The following is a 23,568-nucleotide window of genomic DNA, read 5'->3' as shown; positions in this document are numbered from 1 at the left end:
TCGGGACCTCTCAAACCTCGGTGGCTTACGCCAACATCCTACGCTCGTGCACCATAGTGCCCGAGCGCTTCCCGGGCCGCGCGCGCCACGTCCGTCGCTATCCCCTCCGGCGTCAGCACGGTGGCGTGCGGCGCCAGCCGCAGCACCAGCCGGGCCAGCCAGCGCGGGTCGGCGATCTGCAGGTCGACCTCGAGCGCGCCGTCGTCCACGGATCGTACGTCGAGCACTGGGTAGTACTCGGTCACCCAGCGGGCCTCGGGCGCCAGCCGCAGCGTCGCCACGGTGAGATCCTCCCCCGGCGCGAACAGCCCCTCGGCGAGGTCGCGCGGCCCTGTCGGCTCGGTGGCGATCGGCGTGTCGAGCACCGTCGCCTCCCGGATCCGGTCGAGCCGGAACAGCCGCGGCGCCTCGGCGCTGTGGCAGTACGCGTCCAGGTAGTCGTTGCCCGCATGCGTGACCAGGCCACGCGGGTCGACCACCCGCTCGGACTCCTCGTCGCGACTCGGCACGAAGTAGGCGATCCGCACCTGGCGGCCACTGCCGAGTGCCTGCTGCAGCAGCGCCTTACGGGCGGCCTGCTCGCGCTCCTGCGGTTCGGCGGGCACCTCCACGGCCAAGCCCACCGGGGCAGCACCGTCGGCGACGGCGCGCTCGAGCTTGGCCAGCACCCGGTCCACGACCTCGGCCGCGGCCTCGCTCACCGCTCCGCCACGCAGCGCCCGCAGGGCCACGATCAGCGCGGTGGCCTCGGTGGTGGACAGCCGCAGCGGCCGGGACAGGTAGTCGGCGTTCGCGACCCGGATCACCCGATCGCCGCCAGGCGCGACCAGGGCGTCGAGGTCGACGTCGATCAGGTCGTCGGGATAGCCACCGGGCAGCCCGCACAGGAACAGCACCCGCAGGTCCTTGACCAGCTGCCGGGCGGGTACGCCGAGGTCGCGGGCCGCCTCGTCGAGCCGCACGCCGCCCCGGGCATGGAGGTAGGGCACCAGCGTCAGCAGCCGGGCCACCTGCTCCTTGGCGCCCGACGCCGCGCTGCTCATGCCAGCACCCCCTGAAGACGATCGATCACCTGCTGGCGCAGTGCTGGAGGCTCCTCGACGTACACGTCGGGGCCGTGGGCCAGGATCTCGCCCGCCAGGTCGAAGGGCGGGTCGGCGAGGCGCAGCCGGTCCCAGGCCCCCTCGTCGGGGCCGGGCACCCCGGGCTCGACCGTGGCCGCCCGCCGCCGCAGGCTGTGCCCCGAGCCGGCGCGAACCAGCAGCACCGCGGGCTCCCGCGGTCGGTCGGGCCGCAGGGTCGCGCGGGCGATCGCGCCCACGTCGGTCCCGGGCGGTACGTCGTAGCTGCCCGGCTCCCCGTCGATGCGCGCCTCCCCCACTACCCGGGAGAGCCGGAAGACGCGGCGGTCGGCCCGATCGACGTCATAGCCGACGACGTACCAGCGACCGGAGAACCGAACGACACCCCAGGGCTGCACACGCCGGGTGGTCACGTCGGTCCCTCCGGCGGCGCGGTAGTCGAACCGCACCGGCGTGTGCTCCTGCACGGCTGTCAAGAAGACGTCGAAGGATGGCTCCTCGGCGGCCAGCCGCGGCTCGACCAGGTCGAGCGCGGCCACGTCCACCTCGGCGCCGGCGGCGGTCAGCTTGCGGACCGCCTCGGTGGTCGCCTCGGCCAGCCGGGCGTGCTCCCACACCTTGGTGGCGAGCCCGACCACGGCGGCCTCGTCACCGGTCAGCTCGATCGGCGGCAGCGCGAACCGGTCGGGGCTGATCCGGTAGCCCGGCTCGTCCTCGAAGAACGCGTCGACGTTGCCGGTCTCGATCGGGACGCCGAGGCTGCGCAGTTCCTCCTTGTCTCGCTCGAACATCCGCATGAACGCCTCGTCGGACGAGTCACGGTAGAGCACCTCGCGGATCCGGTCCCGGGTGACGTAGCCACGCTGGACCAGCAGCATGATGAGCAGGTTCATCAGGCGCTCGGTCTTGGCCGCGGCCACGGGTCTCCCTTCGCTGGATGCTGGCAGGGACGAGCCTAGGCCATGGCGCGAGGTGAGGTGCGCCTACTGTGCCGCCGAGGCCGCCTGCGCCTTGACCACGTCGATGACGAACCACAGCGTCGCGTTCGGCGGGATGTCCGACCCGCTGCCCTCGGCGCCGTAGGCGTAAGCCGGCGGGATCTGGAGGAGGACCCGGCTGCCGACCTTCACCCCGGTCAGGCCGATCGACCAGCCCTGGATCAGGTCGCTCAGCGCGGCGGTGTAGGGCGTCTTGGAGTAGCTCTCGTCGAACGCCTTCTTGGCGCCGTAGACCTCGCCCAGGTAGTTGATCGTCAGCGTGTCGGTGGACTTGACCTTCGCGCCGGTGCCCTTCTTCAGGATCGTGCGCTGCACCGGGGTGGTCAGCGCGGGCTTCTTGACGCCCTTCCAGTCCAGGCCGGTCGGCTTGCCGTTCTTGGTTACCACCGCGGGCATCTTGCTGGCAGGCACGTCGTGGGCCTTGTCGTCCGACGGCGTCGGCGAGACCGGGGCCTTCTTCACCATGTCCGCCACGACGACCAGACTGTCGTCGGCGCCGATGCCCAGCTGCGAGCCGGCCGAGGCCGAGCCGAGCAGATCGGCCGGCGTGGTCACCGCCACCACCCGGGAGCCGTACGTCGCACCGCTGAACAGCTTGTCGAACACGGCACCCATCTGGCCGTTGTTCGGCAGCGACTCCGGCGCGCCGTTGGTGTAGTCGCTGTAGGCGACCTTCTTGGTGGTGCCGTCACCGATCCACAGGTAGGTGCTCACCGAGTCGCCGGAGGCGATGGCGTCGCCGGTGCCCTTGACCAGGGTCTTCACGGTCGTCGTCTTCGGGGTGGCGATCTTGTTGTGCCACGTCGCGGTCAGGCTCTTGCCGACGTCCCCGGTGAAGGAGACGGCCGAGAGCCCCGCGGCCGCGCTGGCGCTGCTGTTGGTGCTGCCGCTGTCACCGGCGCTCTTGTTCGAGTTGCCCCCGCAGGCGGCCAGGGCCGGGATCAGGAGGAGGGGGACGAGAGCGGCGGTCGGGCGACGGAGTCGTCGAAGCACAGAATCGGACCTTCTGGTGGGAGATGGTCGTGCCACGCTAGCCGCAGACCCTGAACGAGCCCTGAGCGCGGGGCGAATTCGTGGCTGTTTCGTGACTAGTTCGCGGCGAGCACGTCCAGCACGAAGTAGAGCGTCGAGTTGGCCGGAATGCCGGACTGGGCGGCGTCGCCGTACCCGAGCGCCGGCGGGATCTGCAGGAAGACCCGGCTGCCCACCGGTACGCCGACCAGGCCCTGCTGCCAGCCCTGCACCAGGCCGGAGAGCGCGCTGGTGAGCGGGGTCTTGGAGTAGCTCTCGTCGAAGGGCGTGGTGGCGCCGTAGACCATGCCGTAGTAGTTGGCGGTGATCGTCTGGCCGGCCTTGACCTTCGGGCCGGTGCCCTTGATCAGGATGGCGCGCTTGAGCTTGCCGTTCGGGTTCGGCTTCTTCACACCGGTGAAGTCCATCCCCTTCGGGGCGCTGGTCTTGCCACCGGAGAGCTCGAGCTTCGGCATCCACGCCGGCGCCGGCTGGGCCTTGCCCTTCGGGCCGCTCAGCGCCGGGGTGGTCGGGCTGGCCGAGGGGCTGGTGCTCGGCTCGGGCTTGGTCTTCTTGATCACGTCGACGACCACGACGAGGCTGTCGTGAGTGCCGATGCCCAGCTGCGGATTGCCGGCGTCGCCCAGCAGGGCGACCGAGCTGGTCACCGCCGCGATCCGATCGCCGTAGTGGGCGCCCTTGAGGATCTTGGTCCAGACCGCGCCCATCTTGCCGTCGTTGGTGATGGTCTCGGGGCTGCCGTTGCTGTAGTCGCTGTATGCCTCGAGCTTGGTGGTGCCGTCGCCGATCCAGATGTAGGCGCTGACGCTGTCGCCGCTCGCGACCGGCGCGCCGGTGCCCTTGACCAGCGTCTTGACGGTGGTGCTCTTCGGGTAGGCCATCGCCTCGTGCCACTTCACCGTCGGCGCCTTTCCGGGGTCGCCGCTGATGGACACCGCCGAGAAGCCCTCGGCGGTGGGGTCGCCGTAGCCGACCTTCGTGGAGCCGCAGGCGGCGAGCGCCGGGACGATGGCGGCGGAGACGACCAGGGATGCGGAGCGACGCAGGCGCACGATGGAGACCTTCTCGAACGGCGGATGTGGCAGCGACACCCTATCGGCCGAGGCTGACCCGTGTCCGAAGGTGCTGGTGAGGCGAGTACGGCGCGGCTACATCCCGTCGATGAGCCGCTGCACCCGCTCGTCGTGCGCCTTGAACGGGTCCTTGCACAGCACGGTGCGCTGGGCCTGGTCGTTCAGCTTGAGGTGCACCCAGTCGACGGTGAAGTCCCGACGCCGCTCCTGGGCCTTCTTGATGAACTCCCCACGCAGCCGCGCCCGGGTGCGCTGCGGCGGCACCGACTTGGCCTCGAAGATCTTCAGGTCCGTGGTCACTCTGGCGACCGCGCCCTTGCGCTCGAGCAGGTAGTAGAGCCCGCGGCCGCGGTGGATGTCGTGGTAGGCCAGGTCGAGCTGGGCGATCCGCGGGTGTCCCAGCGGCAGGCCGTGCTTGGTGCGGTAGCGCTCCAACAGCTTCCACTTGATCACCCAGTCGATCTCCCGGTCCACCAGGCTGAGGTCTTCCGACTCGACCGCCTTCAGGCCCCGCTCCCACAGGTCGAGCGCCCGCTCGATGGTCGGGGTGGAGAGCTGGCGTCGGTCGACGAAGTCACGAGCCTTGGCCAGGTACTCGGCCTGGATGTCGAGGGCGCTCGCCTCGCGGCCGTTGGCCAGCCGCACCTTGCGTCGGCCGGTCAGGTCGTGCGCGATCTCGCGGATCGCCCGGATCGGGTTCTCGAGGGTGAGGTCGCGCATCACCACGCCCTCCTCGATCATCCGCAGCACCAGGTCGCAGGAGGCGATCTTGAGCATCGTGGTGGTCTCGGACATGTTCGAGTCACCCACGATGACGTGCAGCCGGCGGTACTTCTCGGCGTCCGCGTGCGGCTCGTCGCGGGTGTTGATGATCGGCCGGCTGCGGGTGGTGGCCGACGAGACGCCCTCCCAGATGTGCTCGGCGCGCTGGCTGATGCTGTAGCCGGCCCCGCGCGGAGTCTGGGTGACCTTCCCCGCGCCGACGATCAGTTGCCGGGTGACCAGGAACGGGATCAGGACGTCGGCCAGCCGGCTGAACTCACCGGCTCGGCTGACCAGGTAGTTCTCGTGGCAGCCGTAGGAGTTCCCGGCGGAGTCGGTGTTGTTCTTGAACAGGTAGATCTCGCCGGCGATGCCCTCGTCGTGCAGCCGCTGCTCGGCGTCGAGCAGCAGGCCCTCCAGCACCCGCTCCCCCGCCTTGTCGTGGGTGACGACCTCGACGACGTCGTCGCACTCGGGCGTGGCGTACTCGGGATGACTGCCCACGTCCAGGTAGAGCCGGGCGCCGTTGCGCAGGAACACGTTGCTGGAGCGGCCCCAGCTGACCACCTTGCGGAACAGGTAGCGCGCCACCTCGTCGGGGCTCAGCCGCCGCTGGCCGCGGAACGTGCACGTGACGCCGTACTCGTTCTCGATCCCGAAGATCCGCCGGTCCATGCTGAAACACTAGACCCGGGCTCCAGGGCTGGTGCGGCGAAAACGCGCCCCGGTTGGTGTGGGCGTGGCTCAGTACGGCGTGATGGTGAGATAGAAGTCGCACTGGGCGGCCTGATAGGCGCTCCCGCTGTAGTTCCAGAACTGCACCGCGAGCTGCCCACCCGCCAGCGCGGTGATCGAGTCCTCGACCTTCGGGCAGTCGATCGGAGTCACGTTCACGGCCTGACCGCTGTAGCTGAACGGCTGCGGGAGGGTGAGCTTCCACCTGCCCTGGCTGCCGTCCCACGCCGCTGACATGACGGCGGGACCCTCGATGACCGGACCGTTGATCTGTGCCGACCACGACACGTACGCCGAGGTGGGCATGCTCCCGGCCAGGCTGGTGGTCTGCGACTGGAGCGTGCTCGTCTGCGACTGCAGGGTCCCGATCTGCGACCCCAGCGTGCTCGTCGTTGACTGCAAGGTCCCGACCTGCGAGCCGAGCGTGGCCGCCTGCGACTGCAGCGCGCCCTGGCCGCTCGTCAGCCCGGCGACCTGCCCCACCAGCGTGTCGGGTGCGAAGTCGGCGGCGTGGTGGCCGTCGAGCAGGTCGGCGTCGAGGTTCTGGACCAGGCCGGTGCCGTTGGTCCGCAGCGGTGCGTCGCTGCCGCTCTTGGTGCGCAGGTCGAGTACCGGGCCAGCTTTGGTGCGGGCCAGTGCAGTCGCCTTCGGCGACCGGTTGAGCTTGCCGAGCAGCAGGCTCTTCCCAGTCGCCGCGTAGGAGACGTAGTCACTGCCGAGGACCAGAGCGGCGACGGCCGCCGCGACGATAAGGACGGTGCTGAGCCGACGCATGTGCGCTCCTGCAGACGAGAGGACGGACGGCAGGCGACGCTACCGTGCCGCGGCCGCGTGCGGAGCCGATTCACAACGGCGGCGCCACCGGCGGCTCACCGCCCTCGTTCCCGGTCGTGGGCGGCTGCGGCCGAGCCGGCGGGGGCACCTCGGAGGGGGCCACCTCGGCGGCAGTGACCTCCGGGGACTGCGGTGCGGAGGTCGCGCCGCGGTCGCCGAGCAGCGTGTTCAGCCGCGCCGGGCTGAGCCGGGAGAACTTCCGCGGCTGGCTGCGGGTGCGGTCGAGCACTGCCACCTCGAGGTCGTCGACCGGGATCACCCGGTCACCGTCGCCGTTGCCCGCGTGCCCGAGCGCGGCCACCGCCAGTCGCAGCGCGTCGGCCAGTCCGGCGCCCTCGACGTAGCGCTCCTTGAGGTAGCCGGCCACCACGTCGGCCGCGCCGCCCATCACCGCGAAGCCGTGCTCGTCGGCGACCTGCCCGTCGTAGGTGAGCCGGTAGAGCTGGTCGTCGGCCGGCGTGTCGCCGATCTCGCCGACGAACAGCTCGACCTCGTAGGGCTTCTCCCCGCCCGAGCTGAAGATCGTGCCGAGGGTCTGGGCGTAGGCGTTGGCCAGGCCCCGCCCGGTCACGTCGCGCCGGTCGTAGGAATAGCCGCGCATGTCCGCCAGCCGGACGCCCGCGATGCGCAGGTTCTCGAACTCGTTGTAGCGACCGACCGCGGCGAAGGCGATCCGGTCGTAGATCTCGCTGACCTTGTGCAGCGCCGCCGACGGGTTCTCGCTGACGAACAGCAGCCCGTCGGCGTACTGCAGGCCGACGACCGACCGCCCCCGCGAGATCCCCTTCCGGGCGAAGTCCGCCCGGTCCTTCATCAGCTGCTCGGGGCTGACGTACCCGAATCCCATGCTCACGCTCAGGCCTCCAGCTCCGCGATCGGTCCGTCGGGTCGCCGCATCCGGCCGCCGACCACCCGGTCGGCCACGGCCGCCACCTCCGCGTCGGGCAGCCGTCGGCCGCCGTCCGCGGTGATGATGTGCACCACCGGGAAGATCCGGCGGGTCATGTCGGGGCCACCGGTCGCCGAGTCGTCGTCGGCGGCGTCGTAGAGCGCCTGGACGACGGCGGTGACGGCACCGGTCTCGTCCAGGTCGTCGCGGTAGAGCTTCTTCAGCGCGCCGCGGGCGAACATCGATCCGGAGCCGACCGAGTGGAACGCGGTCTCCTCGTAGCGGCCGCCGGTGACGTCGTAGGAGAAGATCCGGCCGATGTTCTGCTCCAGGTCGAAGCCGGCGAAGAGCGGGACCACCGCCAGACCCTGCATCGCCATCCCGAGGTTGCCGCGGATGAGCGCGGAGAGCCGGTTCGCCTTGCCGTCGAGGGAGAGCGTGGAGCCCTCGATCTTCTCGTAGTGCTCCAGCTCGACCTGGAACAGCCGCACCATCTCGACCGCCAGGCCGGCCGTGCCGGCGATGCCGACGCAGGAGAACTCGTCGGCCGGGAAGACCTTCTGGATGTCGCGCTGGGCGATGACGTTGCCCATCGTGGCGCGCCGGTCACCGGCCATCACCACGCCGCCGGCGTAGGTCACCGACACGATGGTGGTGCCGTGCGGCGCCAGGCCGGCCGCGTCTCCCATCGGCAGGGTGCGGCGGCCCGGCAGCAGGTCCGGCTGGGCGCTCGCCAAGAAGTCGGCGAAGGAGGAACTGCCCGGAGTCATGTACGACGCCGGGATGCGCGATGTGCTCATCGGCGTACTCGCTTCGCTCCGTGCGCCGACGAGGCACAAGTGGGCCTGTACTGGACGGTGCCCTCGCTTCGCTCGGTCACTGGCCGCCCTTCTGGATGAACGACTTCACGAAGTCCTCGGCGTTGGTCTCCAAGACGTCGTCGATCTCGTCGAGGATGTCGTCGATGTCCTGGTCGAGCGCCTCCTTGCGCTCGGCGACATCGGTCTCCGGCGAGGTCTCGACGGCCTCTTCGTCGGCCTCGGACTTCCGCGGCTGCTTCTGTTCCTGTGCCATGCCTCCAAACCTAGCCGAAGGCTGCATGGGAATTCTGGGATCGTGGGCCCATGTGGAACGACCTCATGCACCTCCAGATCTCACTGCCCGACAAGATCGTCCGCACCGTGGCCGTCTATCTCCTGCTGGCGGTGATCCTGCGGCTGGTCGGGAAGCGGGACCTCGCCCAGCTCAACGCGTTCGACCTGGTGGTGATGCTGCTGTTGTCCAACGTCGTGCAGAACGCGGTGATCGGCCCGGACAACTCCCTACTGGGCGGCGCGATCGGCGCGGTGGTGCTGATCGCCGTCAACGCCGCCGTGGTCCGGCTGGTACGCCGATCCGACCGGCTGGCTCGGGTGATGGAGGGCACCGCGACGGTCCTGGCCCGCGACGGCCGCTGGGACGAGCAGGCGCTGCGCGCCGAGGGGCTGCGGCAGGCCGACGTCGACGCGGCCCTGCGCCGGCAGAACGCGAACTCGGTGGCGGAGGTCGAGCGGGTCACCATCGAGCCCGGTGGCGCCATCGTGGCGACTCTGAACGCGGAGGACGAGTCGGCCACGGCCGGTGACGTGGCCCGGCTGGAGGCCAAGCTGGACGCGATCCTGGCGGCTATCCGTGGGTGAGCGCCTCGAACAGCTCCTCGGCGGTCGCACTCGCGTCGATCAGCGCGCCGACGCTCGTGCGGGTGCCCCGCAGCGGGTCGATGGTGGGCACCCGCTGCAGTGACTCGTGGCCGGGCAGGTCGAAGATCACCGAGTCCCAGCTGGCCGCGGCAATGCTGGCGGCGTACTTCTCCAGGCAGCGGCCGCGGAAGTAGGCGCGGGTGTCGGCCGGCGGCTCGTGCATGGCCGCCTCGACGCTCGTGTCGTCGAGCAGGCGCTCGATCCGGCCGGCGCGCACCAGTCGGTGGTAGAGGCCCTTCTCCGGGCGGATGTCGGCGTACTGCAGGTCGATCAGGTGCAGCTTGGCGTCGTCCCAGTCGAGTCCGTCGCGGTCGCGGTAGGACTGCAGCAGCTTGAGCTTGGCCACCCAGTCCAGCTCGCCGGCGCACAGCATCGGGTCCCGCTCGAGCCGGTCCAGCACCGACTCCCAACGCGCCAGGATGTCGACGGTCTGGGCGTCGGCGTCGGCGCCGTAGCGGTCCTCGACGTACTTCTTGGCGAGGTCGAGGTATTCCAGCTGCAGCTGCACCCCGGTGATGGTGCGGCCGTCGGCCAGGGTGACCTGGTGCTTGAGCGTCGGGTCGTGGCTGACCGCCCGCAACGCGGCGACCGGGTTCTCGACGGTGAGGTCGCGGCTGAGGAAGCCGTCCTCGATCATGGCGAGCACCAGCGAGGTGGTGCCGACCTTGAGGTACGTCGAGACCTCGGCCAGATTGGCGTCGCCGATGATCACGTGCAGCCGGCGGTACTTCTCGGGGTCGGCGTGCGGCTCGTCGCGGGTGTTGATGATCGGCCGCTTGAGGGTGGTCTCCAGCCCGACCTCGACCTCGAAGAAGTCGGCCCGCTGGCTGATCTGGAAGCCGTGCCGCTTGCCGTCCTGGCCGATGCCGACCCGGCCCGCCCCGACGACGACCTGCCGGCTCACGAAGAACGGCGTCAGGTGGCGCACGATGTCGGCGAACGGCGTGGCACGCCGCATCAGGTAGTTCTCGTGGGCACCGTAGGAGGCGCCCTTGTTGTCGGTGTTGTTCTTGTAGAGCATGATCTGCGGGCTGCCCGGCAGCCGCTGAGCCGCCTTGGTGGCGTCCAGCATGATCTGCTCGCCGGCCTTGTCCCAGCGCACCGCGTCCAGCGGCGTGGTCACCTCGGGGGTGGAGAACTCCGGGTGGGCGTGGTCCACGTAGAGCCGGGCGCCGTTGGTCAGGATCACGTTGGCCAGGCCGAGGTCCTCGTCGGTGAGCTGACTGGGATCCGCCACGTGACGCGACATGTCGAAGCCGCGGGCGTCGCGCAGCGGCGACTCCTCCTCGAAGTCCCACCGTGCCCGGCGGGCCCGGAGGGTGGCGCTCGCGTAGGCGTTGACGACCTGCGAGGAGGCCACCATCGGGTTGGCCAGCGGCTGCCCGGCCACGGAGATGCCGTACTCGACCTCGGTCCCCATCACCCGACGCACGCTCATGGGTCGAGCCTACGCCGGGGCGGGAGCCGCCGTGGCCCGCCGGGCGCGCCGCCGGCCGTCCCGACTACCGCCGTACCTCGTAGATCAGGTTGAACGGCGTCTGTGCCGCTCGCCGGAACCGGGTGAAGCCGGCCTCCTGCGTCACCTGCCGGATCGCGGCCTCGCCGGCCTGCGCCCCGAGCGTGCGGGCACCGCCCTGGGACACCGCGTTGGGCACGCACAGGAAGGCGCTGAACGAGTAGTACACGCGCCCGACCGGGTTGAGGTTTCCCTCGACCGTGTCGGCGGCCATCGGCTCCACGACCAGCCAGGTGCCGTCCGGCGCCATCCGCTCGTGGATGTGCCGGGCGGCGGCCACCGGGTGACCCATGTCGTGCAGGCAGTCGAACGTCGTCACCAGGTCGTAGGGACCGCCGTGGAAGTCGGTCGCCCCGGCCACCTCGAAGCCGACCCGATCGGTCAGGCCCAGGTCCGCGGCGTGCTTGCGGGCGATCCGATCGACCGGTCGTGGTAGTCCGACCCGGTGAAGGTGGCGTGCGGGAACGCCTGCGCCATCAGCATGGTCGAGGCACCCAGGCCGCAGCCCACGTCGGCCACCGCGCCGCCGGCGGCGAGCCGCTCCTCGACGCCCTCCAGCGCCGGGATCCACGACGACATCAGGTTGGCGGCGTACCCGGGACGGAAGAAGCGCTCGGTACCGGCGAAGACCTCGCCGTCGTGCTCGTGCCAGCCGATCCCCTCACCGCTGCGGAAGGCGTCGGCCACCCGCAGGGTGGCCTTGAGCGCGCCCAGCGCGAGCTGGAACGCGCCCGGTAGGAAGACCGGCCCGTCCGGGTCGGTCAGCGCGAACGCCTGCTCCGGTGTCAGCGAGTAGGTCTGCGTGTCGGCGTCGTAGGTGACGTAGGTGACGTAGCCGCCCGCCGCCTGCCCGCGCAGCCACTCCTCGACGTAGCGCGGCGCGGTCTGGGTGGCCGCGGCCAGCTGCTCGGGTCGCATCGGTCCTCCGGCGAGGGCGCGGTAGAGGCCCAGCTGGTCGCCGATCACGATCCCTCCGGCCCCGATGGTGGCGCCCAGGTCGCCGACGAAGTGGTGCAACAGCTCGGTGAACCTGTCCTCATCGATCTGTGTCATGTCCCTGCTCCCTTGGTGAGATGTCCTTCCGGTGTTCTACGGCCCCGCCAGGACCCCACGCATCGGTGACGGCTACCGAGATCGGTCCAGCCGGCTACCGAGATCGGCTCGCGGTTCGGGCACCCGGGCGGCCTCCCCGGCCAGGGCGCGATAGCGCTCCGCCGCCTCCTGACGCGTCCCGACGCCGAGCTTGGCCAGGATCGCCGCCACGTGGCTGTCGACGGTGCGCACCGACAGGGTCAGCCGGGCCGCGATCTCGGCGTTGGTCAGCCCGTCCGCGAGGTGGCGCATCACCGCGCGCTGCCGGGCGGTCAGGCCGGCCGGGTCGATGCGGGTGGCCGGGGCCGGTCCGCGCGGCACGCCGGTGGCTCCTCGACCGCGCAGGCTGCGCCGTACCCGCTGGGCGAGGGCGACCGCGTCCATCCGGTCGAGCATCTCCAGCGCGGCCAGGTTGTCGGCCAGGTCCGGGCTGTGCGCCAGCGCCTCGGCCTGCTGATAGGTCCAGCCCAGCAGCCGCCATCGCGCCGCCGCCTCCTGCCAGCGGCCGACCGCCATCAGGGCGTACGGCGAGTCCGGCGCCTGCGCCGCCAGGTCCTGGGCGTCCTCGATCGGCGCGCCGACGGCGCCCAGCCGGTAGCCGAGCTCGGCGACCAGGTGTGCCTCGCCCTGTCGGCGGGCCTCGCGGTAGACGGCGGTCGCCTCCAGCACCGGCCTGGTGGCGGTCAGCGCCGCCACCTCGAGCGCGGCGGCGGCCATCGGCAGGATCCGCTGCGGCTCGTCCAGGCGCCGTGCCAGCGCCCAGCCCTCGCGCACGACGGCGATCGGGTCACCGGTGCCGGTCCTGGCCTCCAGACACGCCCGCACGCCGAGCGCGACGCACCACGAGGGCGGCGCATCCGGAGAGAGCCGCATCAGCGTCGCCCGGGTCTCGGCCCAGCGCGCCCGGCCGAGCTGGACCCGCGCCCAGACCGCCTGCAGGTATTGCCAGAACGCCAGGAACTCCGCCTGCGCCGCATGCGCGATGCCCTCGCGCACCAGCGTCTCGGCGGCGTCGAGGTCGTAGCGGTCGAGCAGGGCCCAGCCCAGGTTCACGTAGCCGCGGCAGGCGTCCTCGTGGTCGTCGACCGCGAGCGCCACCGCGATCGACTCGTCCAGCGCCGCCCGGCCGTCGTCGCCGCGCCGGAACAGCGCGGTGCCCAGGTTGTTGAGCGCGTGCGACAGCAGCGCGGCGTCGTGGGTTCGGCGGGCGATCCCGACGGCTCGCTCCGCGAGCGCGATCGCCTGCTCCTCCTCGTCGGCCAGCATCGCGAGCTGGGCCTGGTTGCTGAGGGTGAGGCCCACCAGGGCCTCGTCGTCGGTCGCCTCGGCCGCGGTGCGGGCCTGTGCGGCGGCCTCCTCGGCCGCGGCGCGCTCGCCGGCGTACCAGCAGAACCGGGAGAGCCAGCGCAGGCTGCGGGCCAGCGGCGCCGGTTCGCCGAGGGTGCGTCGCAGCGCCACCGCCCGGCGCCCCGCGGCCACGATCCGGGTGCCCAGGGCGGTGGTGTAGAGCTCGACGGCGTACTCGTCCCAGAGGTCGGCGAGCTCGGCCGGCGCGAACAGCTCCTCGTGCGCGAGCACCGTCTCGTAGTGGCGGACCGCCTCGCGGTGGGCGCCCGACGCGACCGCCTCGCGGGCCGCGGCCGGGCCGTAGCGCGCCAGTGAGGCCGCGTCGCTGCACGCCACCGCATGGTGGACCAGCTGGCTCAGGTCGGCGGTGCTCGTCACCTCGAGGGCGCGCAGCGCCGCCCGCTCGAGCTCGACCCGGCGTGCCCCGCCCAGCGAGTCGAGCACCGCCTGCCGGGTCAGCTCATGACGGAACCGCACCGAGCCGAGGCCGACGGTGAGCAGGCCGCGGCGCTCGGCGGCGGCGATCGCCTGCCACGACCCGGCCGCCAGCGTGTCGACGAGTACGCCGGGCACCACCCCCGGCAGCACGGAGAGCTGCGCCACGATCGCCTGCGCGTCCGGCGGGAGCCGGCGCAGCCGGGCCAGCACGCCGTCGATGACCGTCGCCGGCACGCCGTCGTGGCCGGCCGAGGCGATCAGCTCGGTGGCGAGGTACGGGTTGCCGTCGGTGAGCCGGTGCACGACCGCCGGGTCGACCGGACAGTCGCCGACGAGCTCGGTCACGGCGCGGCGGGAGAGCCGCCGCAGCGGCAGCCGCACCACGCCCTCGGCATGGCCGAGGTCGCCGAGCAGGTCGGTGAGCGGGTGGTCGCCGACCAGCTCGTCGTCGCGGTAGGTCAGCATCAGCAGCAGGCGCAGGTCGTGCAGCCGCCGGACCAGGAAGCGGAGCGCGTCGACGGTGGCCTCGTCCGCCCAGTGCGCATCCTCGACGACCAGGGCCGTCACGGGTCCCTGGCCGAGTGCGTCGCGCAGCGCCGCCATCACGGCGTCCCGCTCCCCCGCCGCGAGGGCTGCCATCACCCCGCTGCCGAGCTGAGCCGCGACATCCTTGAGCGGGCCTAAGGTGCGCGGCGTGGACAACGCGTCGCACCAGCCCACCAGTAGCCGGGTCCCGGCCGGCAGCCGGGAGGGCAGTGCCTGGACCACGGCGGTCTTTCCGATGCCCGCCTCACCGTGGACGAGGGCCACCACGCCGCGGCCGTCGGCCGCGGCCCGCGCCGCGGCGCCGAGCTGTGTGAGCTCGTCGACCCGCTCGAGCAGTCCCGCTGCCACCTGATGATCGTCCGGCGGTTTGCTCGCGCTGGCAACGGCCTGGCGGCACTTCCTACCAGGCCGCCGCGTCCAGTGGGTCAGTGTCCGGGACTGATGCCCCCGCCACCCCCGCGGTTCGGCTCGTACAGGTGGTTCACGTCGAGTTGTGCGCGGGCCTGCGCGGCAGCGCCCTCGAGGCGGCTGCCGCGCACCCGGATGTCGACTTTGTGCCGCCGGTCGTAGATCCAGGCGCCGCCCAGCAGGACGAGGAGAACCGCCCCGACGATCGACCAGAACACCGTGCCGTCCCCCTACAGGTACTGACCGGTGTTGGCGACCGTGTCAATGGACCGCCCGGGCTCGGAGCCCTGCTTGCCGGTGATGAGCGTGCGGATGAAGACGATCCGCTCGCCCTTCTTGCCGGAGATCCGCGCCCAGTCGTCGGGGTTGGTGGTGTTGGGCAGGTCCTCGTTCTCCTTGAACTCGTCCACGCAGGCCTGCAGCAGATGGCTGATCCGCAACCCCTTCTGACCCTCGTCCTGGCCGGAGTCCAGGAAGCTCTTGATCGCCATCTTCTTGGCCCGGTCGACGATGTTCTGGATCATGGCGCCGGAGTTGAAGTCCTTGAAGTAGAGGACCTCCTTGTCACCGTTGGCATAGGTGACCTCCAGGAAGCGGTTCTCCTCCGACTCGGAGTACATCCGCTCCACGGTGGCGTCGATCATCGCCGCCGCCGTCACCTGCCGGTCGCCGCCGAACTCCCGCACGTCGTCGGGATGCAGCGGGAGGTCGTCGGTGAGGTACTTGCTGAAGATGTCCCGCGCGGCCTGGGCATCGGGCCGCTCGATCTTGATCTTCACGTCGAGCCGGCCCGGGCGCAGGATCGCCGGGTCGATCATGTCCTCGCGGTTGGACGCGCCGATGACCAGCACGTTCTCCAGCAGCTCGACGCCGTCGATCTCGCTGAGCAGCTGCGGCACGATCGTGTTCTCGACGTCGGAGGAGACGCCGGTGCCGCGGGTGCGGAAGAGCGAGTCCATCTCGTCGAAGAACACGATGACCGGCGTGCCGGACGACGCCTTCTCCCGGGCCCGCTGGAACACCAGTCGGATGTGCCTCTCGGTCTCGCCGACGTACTTGTTGAGCAGTTCGGGGCCCTTGATGTTGAGGAAGTAGCTCTTCCCCTCGGCGCCGGTCTTGGCCGCGACCTTCTTGGCCAGCGAGTTCGCGACCGCCTTGGCGATCAGGGTCTTGCCGCATCCCGGCGGCCCGTAGAGCAGGATGCCCTTCGGCGGCTTGAGCTGGTGCTCCTTGAACAGCTCGGGGTAGAGGTAGGGCAGCTCGACCGCGTCGGTGATCATCTCGATCTGGTCGCCCAGACCGCCGATCGCCTCGTAGGAGATGTCGGGCACCTCCTCCAGGACGAGCTCCTCGACCTCGGACTTCGGCACCTTCTCGTACACGTAGCCCGAGCGGGACTCCAGCAACAGCGCGTCGCCGGCGCGCAACCGGTCGCCGAGCAGCGGTTCGGCCAGGCGCACCACCCGCTCCTCGTCGGCGTTCGCGATGACCAGCGCCCGCTCCCCGTCGGCGAGCAGCTCCTTGAGCATCACCACCTCGCCGACCTTCTCGAACTCCAGCGCCTCCACGACGTTGAGCGCCTCGTTGAGCATGACCTCCTGGCCACGTCGTAGAGCCGGGACGTCGACGTTCGGCGAGACGGTGACCCGCAGCTTGCGGCCGCCGGTGAAGACGTCGATGGTGCCGTCCTCGTTCGCGCTCAGGAACGTGCCGAAGCCGGCCGGCGGCTGGGCCAACCGGTCGACCTCCTCCTTGAGCTTGAGGATCTGGTCGCGGGCATCACGCAGGGTGGCGGCGAGCCGCTCGTTCTGGGCGGTGACCGCGGCGAGCGAACGCTGCGTCTCGGCCAGCCGGCTCTCGAGACCGCGCACCCCAGTGGACAGGTCCGGGCGCGCCTCGTAGCGCGGGTCGCGCTCACCCGAGCCGTGGCCGGAGCCGGTGAAACCATCGGATGTCGACATCTGTCACACCTCCTAGGTCTGCGACCCTACCCGGGTGCAGTGACAAAGGAAGTGCAGATCTCGCCGAGTTGGTCACGAATTGGTTGCGGTCCGCTCGCCGGCCTCCGGAGCCTCCGCGCCGGCCGGATCGATCGGCCCCGCGTCGGCGGGGCGCGGCCCGTGATAGTCGGGTCCGTAGGCCCCCGGCGCGGGCCGCCGGGTCTTGCGCAGCGGCGTCGCCCCGGGTGCCAGCCGCCGGGCCGTGATCAGGAACGCGGTGTGGCCGATCATCTTGTGTCCGGGCCGTACGGCGAGGCCCTCGACGTGCCAGTCCCGCACCAGCGACTCCCATGCCTGCGGCTCGGTGAAGCCGCCGTGCACCCGGACCGTCTCCACGAACATCGACATCTGGGTGGTGGTGGCGACGTACGCGCACAGGATTCCGCCGGGACGCAGCGCGTCGGCCGCCGCCGGCACGCACTCCCAGGGCGCGAGCATGTCGAGGATGACCCGGTCGGCGCCCACGCCGGCCTTCGGCAGCTCCTCCTGGAGGTCGCCCAGCGTCAGCGACCAGGTCGGCGGCAGGTCGCCGAAGAACTGGTGGACGTTCCTGCGGGCGACGTCGGCGAACTCCTCGCGGCGCTCGAAGGAGGAGACCGTGCCGTGCGGCCCGACCGCGCGCAGCAGCGAGCAGGTCAGCGCCCCGGAGCCCACGCCCGCCTCGACGACGTGTGCGCCGGGGAAGATGTCGGCCATCGCCACGATCTGGGCGGCGTCCTTGGGGTAGACGACGGCGGCGCCGCGCGGCATCGAGACCACGAACTCCGACAGCAGCGGCCGGAACACCAGGTACTCCCCACCCACCGAGGAGGTGACGGTGAAGCCCTCCTCGCGGCCGATCAGGTCGTCGTGCTCGAGGTGACCCTTGTTGGAGAAGAACCGCTTGCCGGGCACCAGCTCGACGTTGTGCTTGCGTCCCTTGGCGTCGACCAGGCGCACCCACTCGCCAGCGCGCAGCGGCCCGCGGTGCACCCCCGACCAGGCCTCGGCGGGTACGTCGGAGCTGGGGTCGAACTCGTCGGGCATGCGGCGCAATCTAACCGGCGGCGCGCTGGAAGGCCGCATCCACGTCGGCGGTCGCCAGGATGCCGTAGATGCTGCCGTCCTCCTCGACCAGGAGGTACTCCCCCGCGGGCATCCGGGTGATCGCCATCACCAGCTCCTCGCCGTGGATGGTGGCCGGCAGCGACAGCCCGTCGACGAGCGCCCGGGCCACCGAGGCCGTCGGCAGCCACGGCCGGCGCTCGACCGGCGTGGCGCGCAGGGCCGCCTCGTTGACCAGGCCCACCGGCTGCCCGGTGGACGTCACCGTGACGATGCCGCCCGCCTGCGCCTCGTGGGCTCGCCGTACCGCCTCGGAGAGAGGCAGATCGGCGGGCACGGCCAGCGTGCGCCGGGCCAGGTCGCGCGCGACCAGGTCCGGCATCCGCCGCCGGAACCGCGCGCCGGCCATCGCCGCGCTCGCCCCGCCCCACAGGAACAGCGCGACCACGAAGCCGATCAGGTAGTCGTAGAAGGTCGGCTGGCTGCCGGTGACCTCCTCTTCGAAGAACGGCCACAGCAGCGCCAGCGCGGCGGCGATCCGGCCGATCCAGCCGGCCACGATGGTGCCCTTGTGGATGTCGCGGGTGCCGCCCCAGATGGCGGCACGCAGCACCCGGCCACCGTCGAGCGGAAGCCCCGGCACCATGTTCAGCACGCCGACGAACAGGTTCGCGCCGGCCAGTCCCTCCACCGCCATCAGCAGCAGACCGTGCGGTCCCGCCCACCACAGCAGCACCCCGACGCCGCCGACGACCAGCGAGGTCAACGGGCCGACCACCGCGATGAGGAACTCGTCGCGCGGCCGGCGGGACTCGTCCTCGATGGAGGTGGCGCCGCCGAGGAAGTTCAGCGTGATCGGGCCGACCGGATAGCCGAGCCGGTGTGCCATCACCGCGTGCGCGGCCTCGTGCAGCAGCACCGAGCCGTAGAGGATCACCGCGAACGCCAGCCCGGCGACGTACTTGGCCGCGCCGAGCCCGGGCTCGACCTGCTCCACCGCCGGTGCCACCATCACCGCGATCAGGATCGCGATCAGGAACCAGGACGGGGTGAGCACCACGTCGCTGCCGGCGATCCGGCCCAGCCGCATGACACCCGGAGGGAGCGGCCGTTGGGGCGGTGAGGGTCGATGGTCGGCCACGTCTCCAGGCTACTCGACGGGTCCTGCCCGATCCTGTCGCAGGTCTCGCCTATCGTCGGTCGCATGAGCACGCTGTCCCCCGCCGAGGCACTCTCCACCCCCGTCGACGGCGTCAGCGTGCTCGGAGCGCTCTCCCCGAGCCGGGCCAGCGACTTCATGACCTGCCCGCTGCTCTACCGGTTCCGCACGATCGACCGGCTTCCCGAGCCGCCCTCACCGGCAGCGGTGCGGGGCACGGTGGTGCACAAGGTGCTGGAGGATCTCTTCGACCTGCCCGCCGCCGAGCGCACCCCCGACACCGCCCGGCGCATGCTCGAGCCGGCGTGGGCGGCGCTCCAGGAGGCCGAGCCCGAGCTCGCCGCGATGCTGCCCGAGGAGGAGCGCGCCGACTGGCTCACCTCCTGCCGGACCGTCCTGGAGCGCTACTTCACGCTGGAGGACCCGAGCCGCCTGGAGCCCACCGAGCGCGAGCTGTACGTCGAGAGCCTGCTCGACTCGAAGCTCCTCCTGCGCGGCTTCATCGACCGGCTGGAGGTCGCCCCCGACGGCGCGGTGCGGATCAGCGACTACAAGACCGGGCGGGCGCCCGGGCCGGGCTTCGAGGCCAAGGCGCTGTTCCAGATGCGGTTCTACGCGCTGGTGGTGTGGCGGCTGCGCGGCATCCTGCCGGCGATGCTGCAGCTGATCTACCTGGGCAGCGGCGAGGTGCTGCGCTACACCCCCGACGAGGCCGACCTGCGCGCCACCGAGCGCAAGCTGGTCGCGCTGTGGCAGGCGATCCGGGCCGCCGAGGAGTCCGGCGACTGGCGGCCCAGCCCCAGTCGGCTGTGCTCCTGGTGCGCACACCAGAGCCTGTGCCCGGCGTTCGGCGGGACACCTCCGCCGCTGCCGGAGCGGATGCCGGTCGCGCAGGGCTGACAGGGCTGACTCAGTTCTGCGCGCGCTCCTGCTCCCGTTCGGCCAGCGCGTCGGCGAGCAGCCGGGCCAGCGCCTCCAGCCGGATGTCGGCGGTGGAGACGGCCTCCTCCGCGACCGCCCCGTCGAGCGCCTGGGCGGCGAGGCCGGCCTTGCGGTCGATCAGCTCCGCGATGCGGGTGTCGAGGGTCTGGGCCGCGATCACTCGCCAGGCCGTCACCGGCTCGGTCTGGCCGATGCGGTGCACCCGGTCGATCGCCTGGGTCTGCTCCGCGTCGGTCCACGACAGCTCGGCGAGCACCACGTCGGAGGCGACCTGGAGGTTGACGCCGACGCCGGCGGCGGTCAGCGAGCAGACGATCACGCCGACCTCGGGGTCGTTGACGAAGGTGTCGATCGCCTTGGTGCGCGCGCTCGCGGACTGGTCGCCGCGGATCTCGGTGTACTTGATGTCGCGCTTGGCGAACACCTCTCCGGCGGCATCCATGACGTCGAGGTGCTTGGCGAAGAAGACGACCTTGCCGGCGCTGCGCACCAGCTGGGCGGCGTAGTCGGCCGCCAGGCCGGCCTTGGCGCGGCCGATCCGGCGCACCATCGCGAAGACGTTGTCGCCCGTGGCGGAGTCCTCGCCGTCGGCCAGCTCCCAGCCGGCCACGCGGCGTACCAGCTCCTGGTCGATGCCCTCGACCTCCACGCCCCGGTGCTCACGCCGGGCCTCGACGGCGGAGTCGTAGCGCTTGACCAGCCGGAGCACCAGCTCGCGCTCGGCGGCGCGGATGGATCGGCTGTCGGCCTCGTCGAGCTCGACCGGCAGGTCGGCGATCCGACGCGCCGGGATGTCGGCGGCGACGTCGACCTTGCGACGGCGCACGATGCCCATGTCGACCACGGCCTGGCGGGCGGCGGGATAGAACCCGAAGTCGGCCGGTGTCATGCCGGTGGCCTCCAGCTTCGCCATCAGCGCGGCCCGCGGGGCCTTGTCGCCGATCCAGCCGAGGAACTGCCAGATGGTCAGGAAGTCCTCGACGTCGTTGATCAGCGGCGTGCCGGTCAGGGCCATCATCAGTGGGCGAGCGACCCGCTGTCGCACCCGGTCGGCGATCTCAAGGACGTGCTGGGAGCGCTGCGACTTCTTGTTCTTGATGAAGTGCGCCTCGTCGACGATCATCCCGCGGAAGCCGTGCTCGCCGATCCAGCCGACGTGCCGGTCGAGGATCTCGTAGTTGAGCACGATGATGTCGGCGAAGCCGTCGACGTCCTCGCCATCGCCGTGCACGACGCTCACGCTGCGGCCCGGCGTCCAGCGGGCGGCCTCGCGGGCCCAGTTGGTCTTGACGACGTTCGGGACGACCACCAGCAGCGGGTATGCCTCCGCGGCCTGGGCGGCCAACAGCGACTGGGCGGTCTTGCCAAGCCCGGGCTCGTCGGCGAGCAGGAACGTCCGGTGGCCGTCGGCGACGGCGGCGACCAGCCGGGACTGGTGCTCCATCAGCGTCAACCCCGGCGGCAGTACGGCGACGGGCCGCGCCGGCGGCAGCTCCATGCACGAGGAGACGCCCGGCGCCGGGTGCTCGAAGGAGTTGAGCAGTGGGCCGATCAGCTCCCAGCCGACCAGCCGGCGAGTCTCGGGGCGGGGCGGCACCGCGTCGAAGTCGGGCGCCATGAACGGCGTCATCAGCTGCGCACGGGCGATCGAGGCCGGCACCACCTGGCGCTCGGTCGACACCGTGGAGGCGAACTGGCGCGCCGGTGCCTCGGTCTCGGGATCCGGCTCCATGCCGGCGGCGATCTGCAGCTCGCGCTTGAGCCGGTGGGTCGCGGAGGTCTGCTCGGCGTCCTCACCCAGCAGCGAGAAGAGCGACGGCTCGCGAGCGGCCGTCTGGGCCAGGATGCTGGCGATGCCGTCGAGCCGCTTCAGCTCGGCCGCGCGGGCCTGGTCACTCAGCTCCGGATCGGCCTTGAGCCGGGCGCGCTCCTCACGCACCAGCAGCGCCACCACCTGGAACCGGGTGCGCTCCGACCGGCCGCGCGTGACGCCGGACTCGACCTCGCGCACGGCCTTGGCCAACACGGGAATGAGCCCGACGTTGTCCTGATGACGGGTGCGCTTGCTCTGCCGGGTGCGCCCGGAGGCACGCCGACCCTCTCCGGCCAAACCAAGTCCTCTTCTGCCACGTGCAGACGTGGCTGTCTTCGCCGTCGTCGGAGACAGCGACACCCCGACGACGCCACCCGAAGGTGGTTCATGATTCGATCTCGACCCGCGGCTGCACGACAGCGCGTGATCGGCGCCCGATACCACCAGGCTCAAGGCCAAGAGTAGCCCGGCGCCACGAACGGCGCCGGGCGGGCCCGCGATTGGACGCCTACGGCAGCAGCGCGGGCTGGTCCGCGGCGCTCATGCCGGCCAGGGTCCGGCGGAAGATCCGCCGCTCCCCCGCCAGCACCGGAACGTGGTTCTCCACCACCAGCACGGTGCAGCCGGCGGCCTCGGCGGACTTGGCTCCGGTGTTGGAGTCCTCGACAGCCAAGCACTCCCGAGGAGGTACGCCGAGCGCGGCGGCGGCCGTCTGGTAGGGCTCCGGATGGGGCTTGCCGTTGCTCACCTGGTCGCCGGTCACGATCACCGAGAATGTCTCGGCCGGCAGCTGCGCCAGGATCGGCGCCACGAAGCGCTGGTAGGACATCGTCACCAGGGCGCAGCGCACGCCGCGGCCGTGCAGGTCGGCGAGCAGCTCGCGGGCGCCGGGCCGCCACGGCACCGCCTGCTGCACCCGTGCCACCACGCCGTCGAGCAGCATCTCGACGATCTCCTCGGGGCTCTGCTCCAGGCCCATCCGCTTCTTGATGTAGCGACCGGACTCGATCAGGTCGTTGCCGACCAGCGTCAGCGCGTCCTCGTGGGACCACGCGCCGCCGTACTGCTCGGCGATGGCGAACTCCGTGTCGATCCAGTACGGCTCGGTGTCGACCAGGGTGCCGTCCATGTCCCACAGCACGGCCTCGGGGAGCCGTCCGGCGGATTCTCTCGATGCGGCGGTGTTCAGCATGCCCTCCGAAGCGCTCCGTGTGACGACCGTGCGGGTCCACCCTAGTTCGACGGCACCGCCTCGCCCGGCACCGGGCCGCACGACCACTCCCTCCGATTGGGTAAACCCTGCGTCACCCGCCGCCGGCCTCGCGCGGTTGCGGCCAGCATCGGCGCATGACCTTGCCCCGGCGGCCGTGGATGCCGCTCCTCACCACCCTGCTCGCCGCCGCTCTGGTCCTGCCGACCGCCGGGGCCTCGGCCGCGACGAGTGACTACGGACTCGACGCCACCGAGAGCGACGTCAGCCTGAACGGGTGCGCCTCCCCGGGCCTCGACGTCAAGGTCTACCCACCGGTCGGTTGGACCAGCGGAGACCCGGCCTGGCGGATCGTCTACACCGGCCAGTACGTCTCCGTCGACGGCTCCACCGTCAGGTATCCCCAGCTGCTGGTCATCACCAAGGCGAGCATGAAGGCCGGGCTGTTCGAGTTCACCATCGCGGCCGGCGACGCCCCCGGCGACCTGATCCTCTACGTCGGCGACCGGCAGTACGACAGCCCCAGTCACCTCGACTTCAGCAGCACCACGGCCAACTTCATGGGCCGTCCGTTCTGCGGCATCATGCGGCACCCGAGGATCACGCTGGCACATCGGCAGACGTCGCACCGCGGGGCGGCGATCGTCTTCACCGCGACCACCGAGTACCAGCCGCCGCGCGGCCGGGCGCACGTGACGCTCCGCACCCCGACCCCGCACCACGGCACGCGGACGCTCCGCGTGAACGCCCGGGTCAGCGGCGATAGGACCGTGGTGAGGCTGCCGCGCCTGTGGCCCGGAGCGTGGCGGGCCTCGCTGCGGTTCAGTGGAAGGTTCTTCCCGCTCGGGTTCGGACCGTACCGGAGCAACGTCCTCCGCTTCAGGGTGAGTCGGTGAGCGGCACCGCGGC

General features: G+C 71.4%; 22 protein-coding genes. 3 read left to right on the top strand and 19 right to left on the bottom strand.

From position 1 onward, the window contains the following. Positions 1-38: 38 nt before the first annotated feature. The 9 genes from VHA72_RS15625 to VHA72_RS15585 all read right to left on the bottom strand — a co-directional run bounded on the left by VHA72_RS15625 (position 39) and on the right by VHA72_RS15585 (position 8,479). Entirely contained in the window at positions 39-1,043 is a 1,005-nt protein-coding gene (locus tag VHA72_RS15625; RefSeq protein ID WP_325576859.1) for a helix-turn-helix transcriptional regulator, read from the bottom strand. Next, entirely contained in the window at positions 1,040-2,002 is a 963-nt protein-coding gene (locus tag VHA72_RS15620) for a helix-turn-helix transcriptional regulator (protein ID WP_325576857.1), read from the bottom strand. Before VHA72_RS15620 ends, VHA72_RS15625 begins: the two co-directional genes overlap by 4 nt. A 63-nt stretch (positions 2,003-2,065) precedes the next feature. Then, a complete protein-coding gene (locus VHA72_RS15615; protein WP_325576855.1) occupies positions 2,066-3,073 on the bottom strand; it encodes an FKBP-type peptidyl-prolyl cis-trans isomerase in 1,008 nt (335 codons plus the stop codon). A 95-nt stretch (positions 3,074-3,168) separates the two neighbouring features. Continuing rightward, on the bottom strand, positions 3,169-4,203 hold the full coding sequence (locus VHA72_RS15610) for an FKBP-type peptidyl-prolyl cis-trans isomerase (RefSeq protein ID WP_325576853.1): 1,035 nt from the start codon (positions 4,201-4,203) through the stop codon (positions 3,169-3,171). A gap of 57 nt (positions 4,204-4,260) precedes the next feature. Continuing rightward, entirely contained in the window at positions 4,261-5,622 is a 1,362-nt protein-coding gene (pafA, locus tag VHA72_RS15605) for a Pup--protein ligase (RefSeq protein WP_325576851.1), read from the bottom strand. A 69-nt stretch (positions 5,623-5,691) separates the two neighbouring features. Then, complete coding sequence (locus VHA72_RS15600; RefSeq protein WP_325576849.1) at positions 5,692-6,456, bottom strand: hypothetical protein; 765 nt, start codon at positions 6,454-6,456, stop codon at positions 5,692-5,694. A gap of 70 nt (positions 6,457-6,526) precedes the next feature. Next, positions 6,527-7,369, bottom strand: a complete 843-nt coding sequence (gene prcA / locus VHA72_RS15595) for a proteasome subunit alpha (RefSeq protein WP_325576847.1) — start codon at positions 7,367-7,369, stop codon at positions 6,527-6,529. A 2-nt stretch (positions 7,370-7,371) separates the two neighbouring features. After that, positions 7,372-8,205, bottom strand: a complete 834-nt coding sequence (gene prcB / locus VHA72_RS15590; protein WP_325576845.1) for a proteasome subunit beta — start codon at positions 8,203-8,205, stop codon at positions 7,372-7,374. A gap of 76 nt (positions 8,206-8,281) precedes the next feature. Then, on the bottom strand, positions 8,282-8,479 hold the full coding sequence (locus tag VHA72_RS15585; RefSeq protein WP_325576843.1) for a ubiquitin-like protein Pup: 198 nt from the start codon (positions 8,477-8,479) through the stop codon (positions 8,282-8,284). A gap of 50 nt (positions 8,480-8,529) precedes the next feature. Here VHA72_RS15585 and VHA72_RS15580 point away from each other — a divergent pair, with 50 nt between their 5' ends. Beyond that, positions 8,530-9,084: a DUF421 domain-containing protein gene (locus tag VHA72_RS15580; protein ID WP_325576841.1), complete on the top strand. Its 555-nt coding sequence runs from the start codon at positions 8,530-8,532 to the stop codon at positions 9,082-9,084. Here VHA72_RS15580 and dop read toward each other — a convergent pair. The 8 genes from dop to VHA72_RS15540 form a co-directional block, all read right to left on the bottom strand. Next, a complete protein-coding gene (dop, locus tag VHA72_RS15575) occupies positions 9,071-10,582 on the bottom strand; it encodes a depupylase/deamidase Dop (protein WP_325576839.1) in 1,512 nt (503 codons plus the stop codon). The two genes, VHA72_RS15580 and dop, sit on opposite strands and share 14 nt — an antisense overlap. Positions 10,583-10,646: 64 nt before the next feature. Further along, on the bottom strand, positions 10,647-11,021 hold the full coding sequence (locus tag VHA72_RS15570) for a methyltransferase domain-containing protein (protein WP_325576837.1): 375 nt from the start codon (positions 11,019-11,021) through the stop codon (positions 10,647-10,649). 20 nt (positions 11,022-11,041) lie between these two features. Next, the gene (locus VHA72_RS15565; RefSeq protein WP_325576835.1) at positions 11,042-11,713 is read right to left on the bottom strand and encodes a class I SAM-dependent methyltransferase; all 672 of its coding nucleotides are present in this window, start codon (positions 11,711-11,713) and stop codon (positions 11,042-11,044) included. Positions 11,714-11,785: 72 nt separating this feature from the next. Further along, a complete protein-coding gene (locus tag VHA72_RS15560; protein ID WP_325576833.1) occupies positions 11,786-14,431 on the bottom strand; it encodes an ATP-binding protein in 2,646 nt (881 codons plus the stop codon). Positions 14,432-14,508: 77 nt separating this feature from the next. After that, positions 14,509-14,709 carry a hypothetical protein gene (locus VHA72_RS15555; protein ID WP_325576831.1) on the bottom strand — a complete coding sequence of 67 codons (201 nt, stop codon included), beginning with the start codon at positions 14,707-14,709 and terminating at the stop codon, positions 14,509-14,511. 12 nt (positions 14,710-14,721) lie between these two features. Further along, positions 14,722-16,452, bottom strand: coding sequence for a proteasome ATPase (gene arc, locus VHA72_RS15550; RefSeq protein ID WP_325576829.1), 1,731 nt, complete (start codon positions 16,450-16,452; stop codon positions 14,722-14,724). 72 nt (positions 16,453-16,524) lie between these two features. After that, on the bottom strand, positions 16,525-17,517 hold the full coding sequence (locus VHA72_RS15545; RefSeq protein WP_325576827.1) for a tRNA (adenine-N1)-methyltransferase: 993 nt from the start codon (positions 17,515-17,517) through the stop codon (positions 16,525-16,527). Between the two features lie 10 nt (positions 17,518-17,527). Further along, a complete protein-coding gene (locus VHA72_RS15540) occupies positions 17,528-18,676 on the bottom strand; it encodes a site-2 protease family protein (protein WP_325576825.1) in 1,149 nt (382 codons plus the stop codon). Between the two features lie 63 nt (positions 18,677-18,739). On the opposite strand from VHA72_RS15540, the gene VHA72_RS15535 reads away from it, so the two are divergent. After that, entirely contained in the window at positions 18,740-19,594 is an 855-nt protein-coding gene (locus VHA72_RS15535; RefSeq protein ID WP_325576823.1) for a RecB family exonuclease, read from the top strand. A 10-nt stretch (positions 19,595-19,604) separates the two neighbouring features. Here VHA72_RS15535 and VHA72_RS15530 read toward each other — a convergent pair whose 3' ends face one another. Together VHA72_RS15530 and VHA72_RS15525 are read right to left on the bottom strand one after the other, a co-directional pair. Next, positions 19,605-21,746 (bottom strand): DEAD/DEAH box helicase, encoded by a 2,142-nt coding sequence (locus VHA72_RS15530; protein ID WP_325576821.1) that lies wholly within the window; start codon positions 21,744-21,746, stop codon positions 19,605-19,607. Positions 21,747-21,957: 211 nt separating this feature from the next. Further along, complete coding sequence (locus tag VHA72_RS15525) at positions 21,958-22,641, bottom strand: HAD family hydrolase (protein ID WP_325576819.1); 684 nt, start codon at positions 22,639-22,641, stop codon at positions 21,958-21,960. 155 nt (positions 22,642-22,796) lie between these two features. On the opposite strand from VHA72_RS15525, the gene VHA72_RS15520 reads away from it, so the two are divergent. Beyond that, entirely contained in the window at positions 22,797-23,555 is a 759-nt protein-coding gene (locus VHA72_RS15520; protein WP_325576817.1) for a hypothetical protein, read from the top strand. Positions 23,556-23,568 lie beyond the last annotated feature (13 nt).

The sequence above is a fragment of the Nocardioides sp. genome (assembly GCF_035547795.1).
Lineage (GTDB): Bacteria > Actinomycetota > Actinomycetes > Propionibacteriales > Nocardioidaceae > Nocardioides.
This window is presented reverse-complemented; position numbering and strand designations above follow the sequence as displayed.

Coding starts and splice junctions, on each gene's coding strand:
- VHA72_RS15535 (WP_325576823.1), top strand. CDS start 18,740: ATGAGCACGCTGTCCCCCGCCGAGGCACTCTCCACCCCCGTCGACGGC.
- VHA72_RS15600 (WP_325576849.1), bottom strand. CDS start 6,456: ATGCGTCGGCTCAGCACCGTCCTTATCGTCGCGGCGGCCGTCGCCGCT.
- pafA (WP_325576851.1), bottom strand. CDS start 5,622: ATGGACCGGCGGATCTTCGGGATCGAGAACGAGTACGGCGTCACGTGC.
- dop (WP_325576839.1), bottom strand. CDS start 10,582: ATGAGCGTGCGTCGGGTGATGGGGACCGAGGTCGAGTACGGCATCTCC.
- VHA72_RS15525 (WP_325576819.1), bottom strand. CDS start 22,641: ATGCTGAACACCGCCGCATCGAGAGAATCCGCCGGACGGCTCCCCGAG.
- arc (WP_325576829.1), bottom strand. CDS start 16,452: ATGTCGACATCCGATGGTTTCACCGGCTCCGGCCACGGCTCGGGTGAG.
- VHA72_RS15545 (WP_325576827.1), bottom strand. CDS start 17,517: ATGCCCGACGAGTTCGACCCCAGCTCCGACGTACCCGCCGAGGCCTGG.
- VHA72_RS15625 (WP_325576859.1), bottom strand. CDS start 1,043: ATGAGCAGCGCGGCGTCGGGCGCCAAGGAGCAGGTGGCCCGGCTGCTG.
- VHA72_RS15520 (WP_325576817.1), top strand. CDS start 22,797: ATGACCTTGCCCCGGCGGCCGTGGATGCCGCTCCTCACCACCCTGCTC.
- VHA72_RS15585 (WP_325576843.1), bottom strand. CDS start 8,479: ATGGCACAGGAACAGAAGCAGCCGCGGAAGTCCGAGGCCGACGAAGAG.
- VHA72_RS15565 (WP_325576835.1), bottom strand. CDS start 11,713: ATGACACAGATCGATGAGGACAGGTTCACCGAGCTGTTGCACCACTTC.
- prcB (WP_325576845.1), bottom strand. CDS start 8,205: ATGAGCACATCGCGCATCCCGGCGTCGTACATGACTCCGGGCAGTTCC.
- VHA72_RS15580 (WP_325576841.1), top strand. CDS start 8,530: ATGTGGAACGACCTCATGCACCTCCAGATCTCACTGCCCGACAAGATC.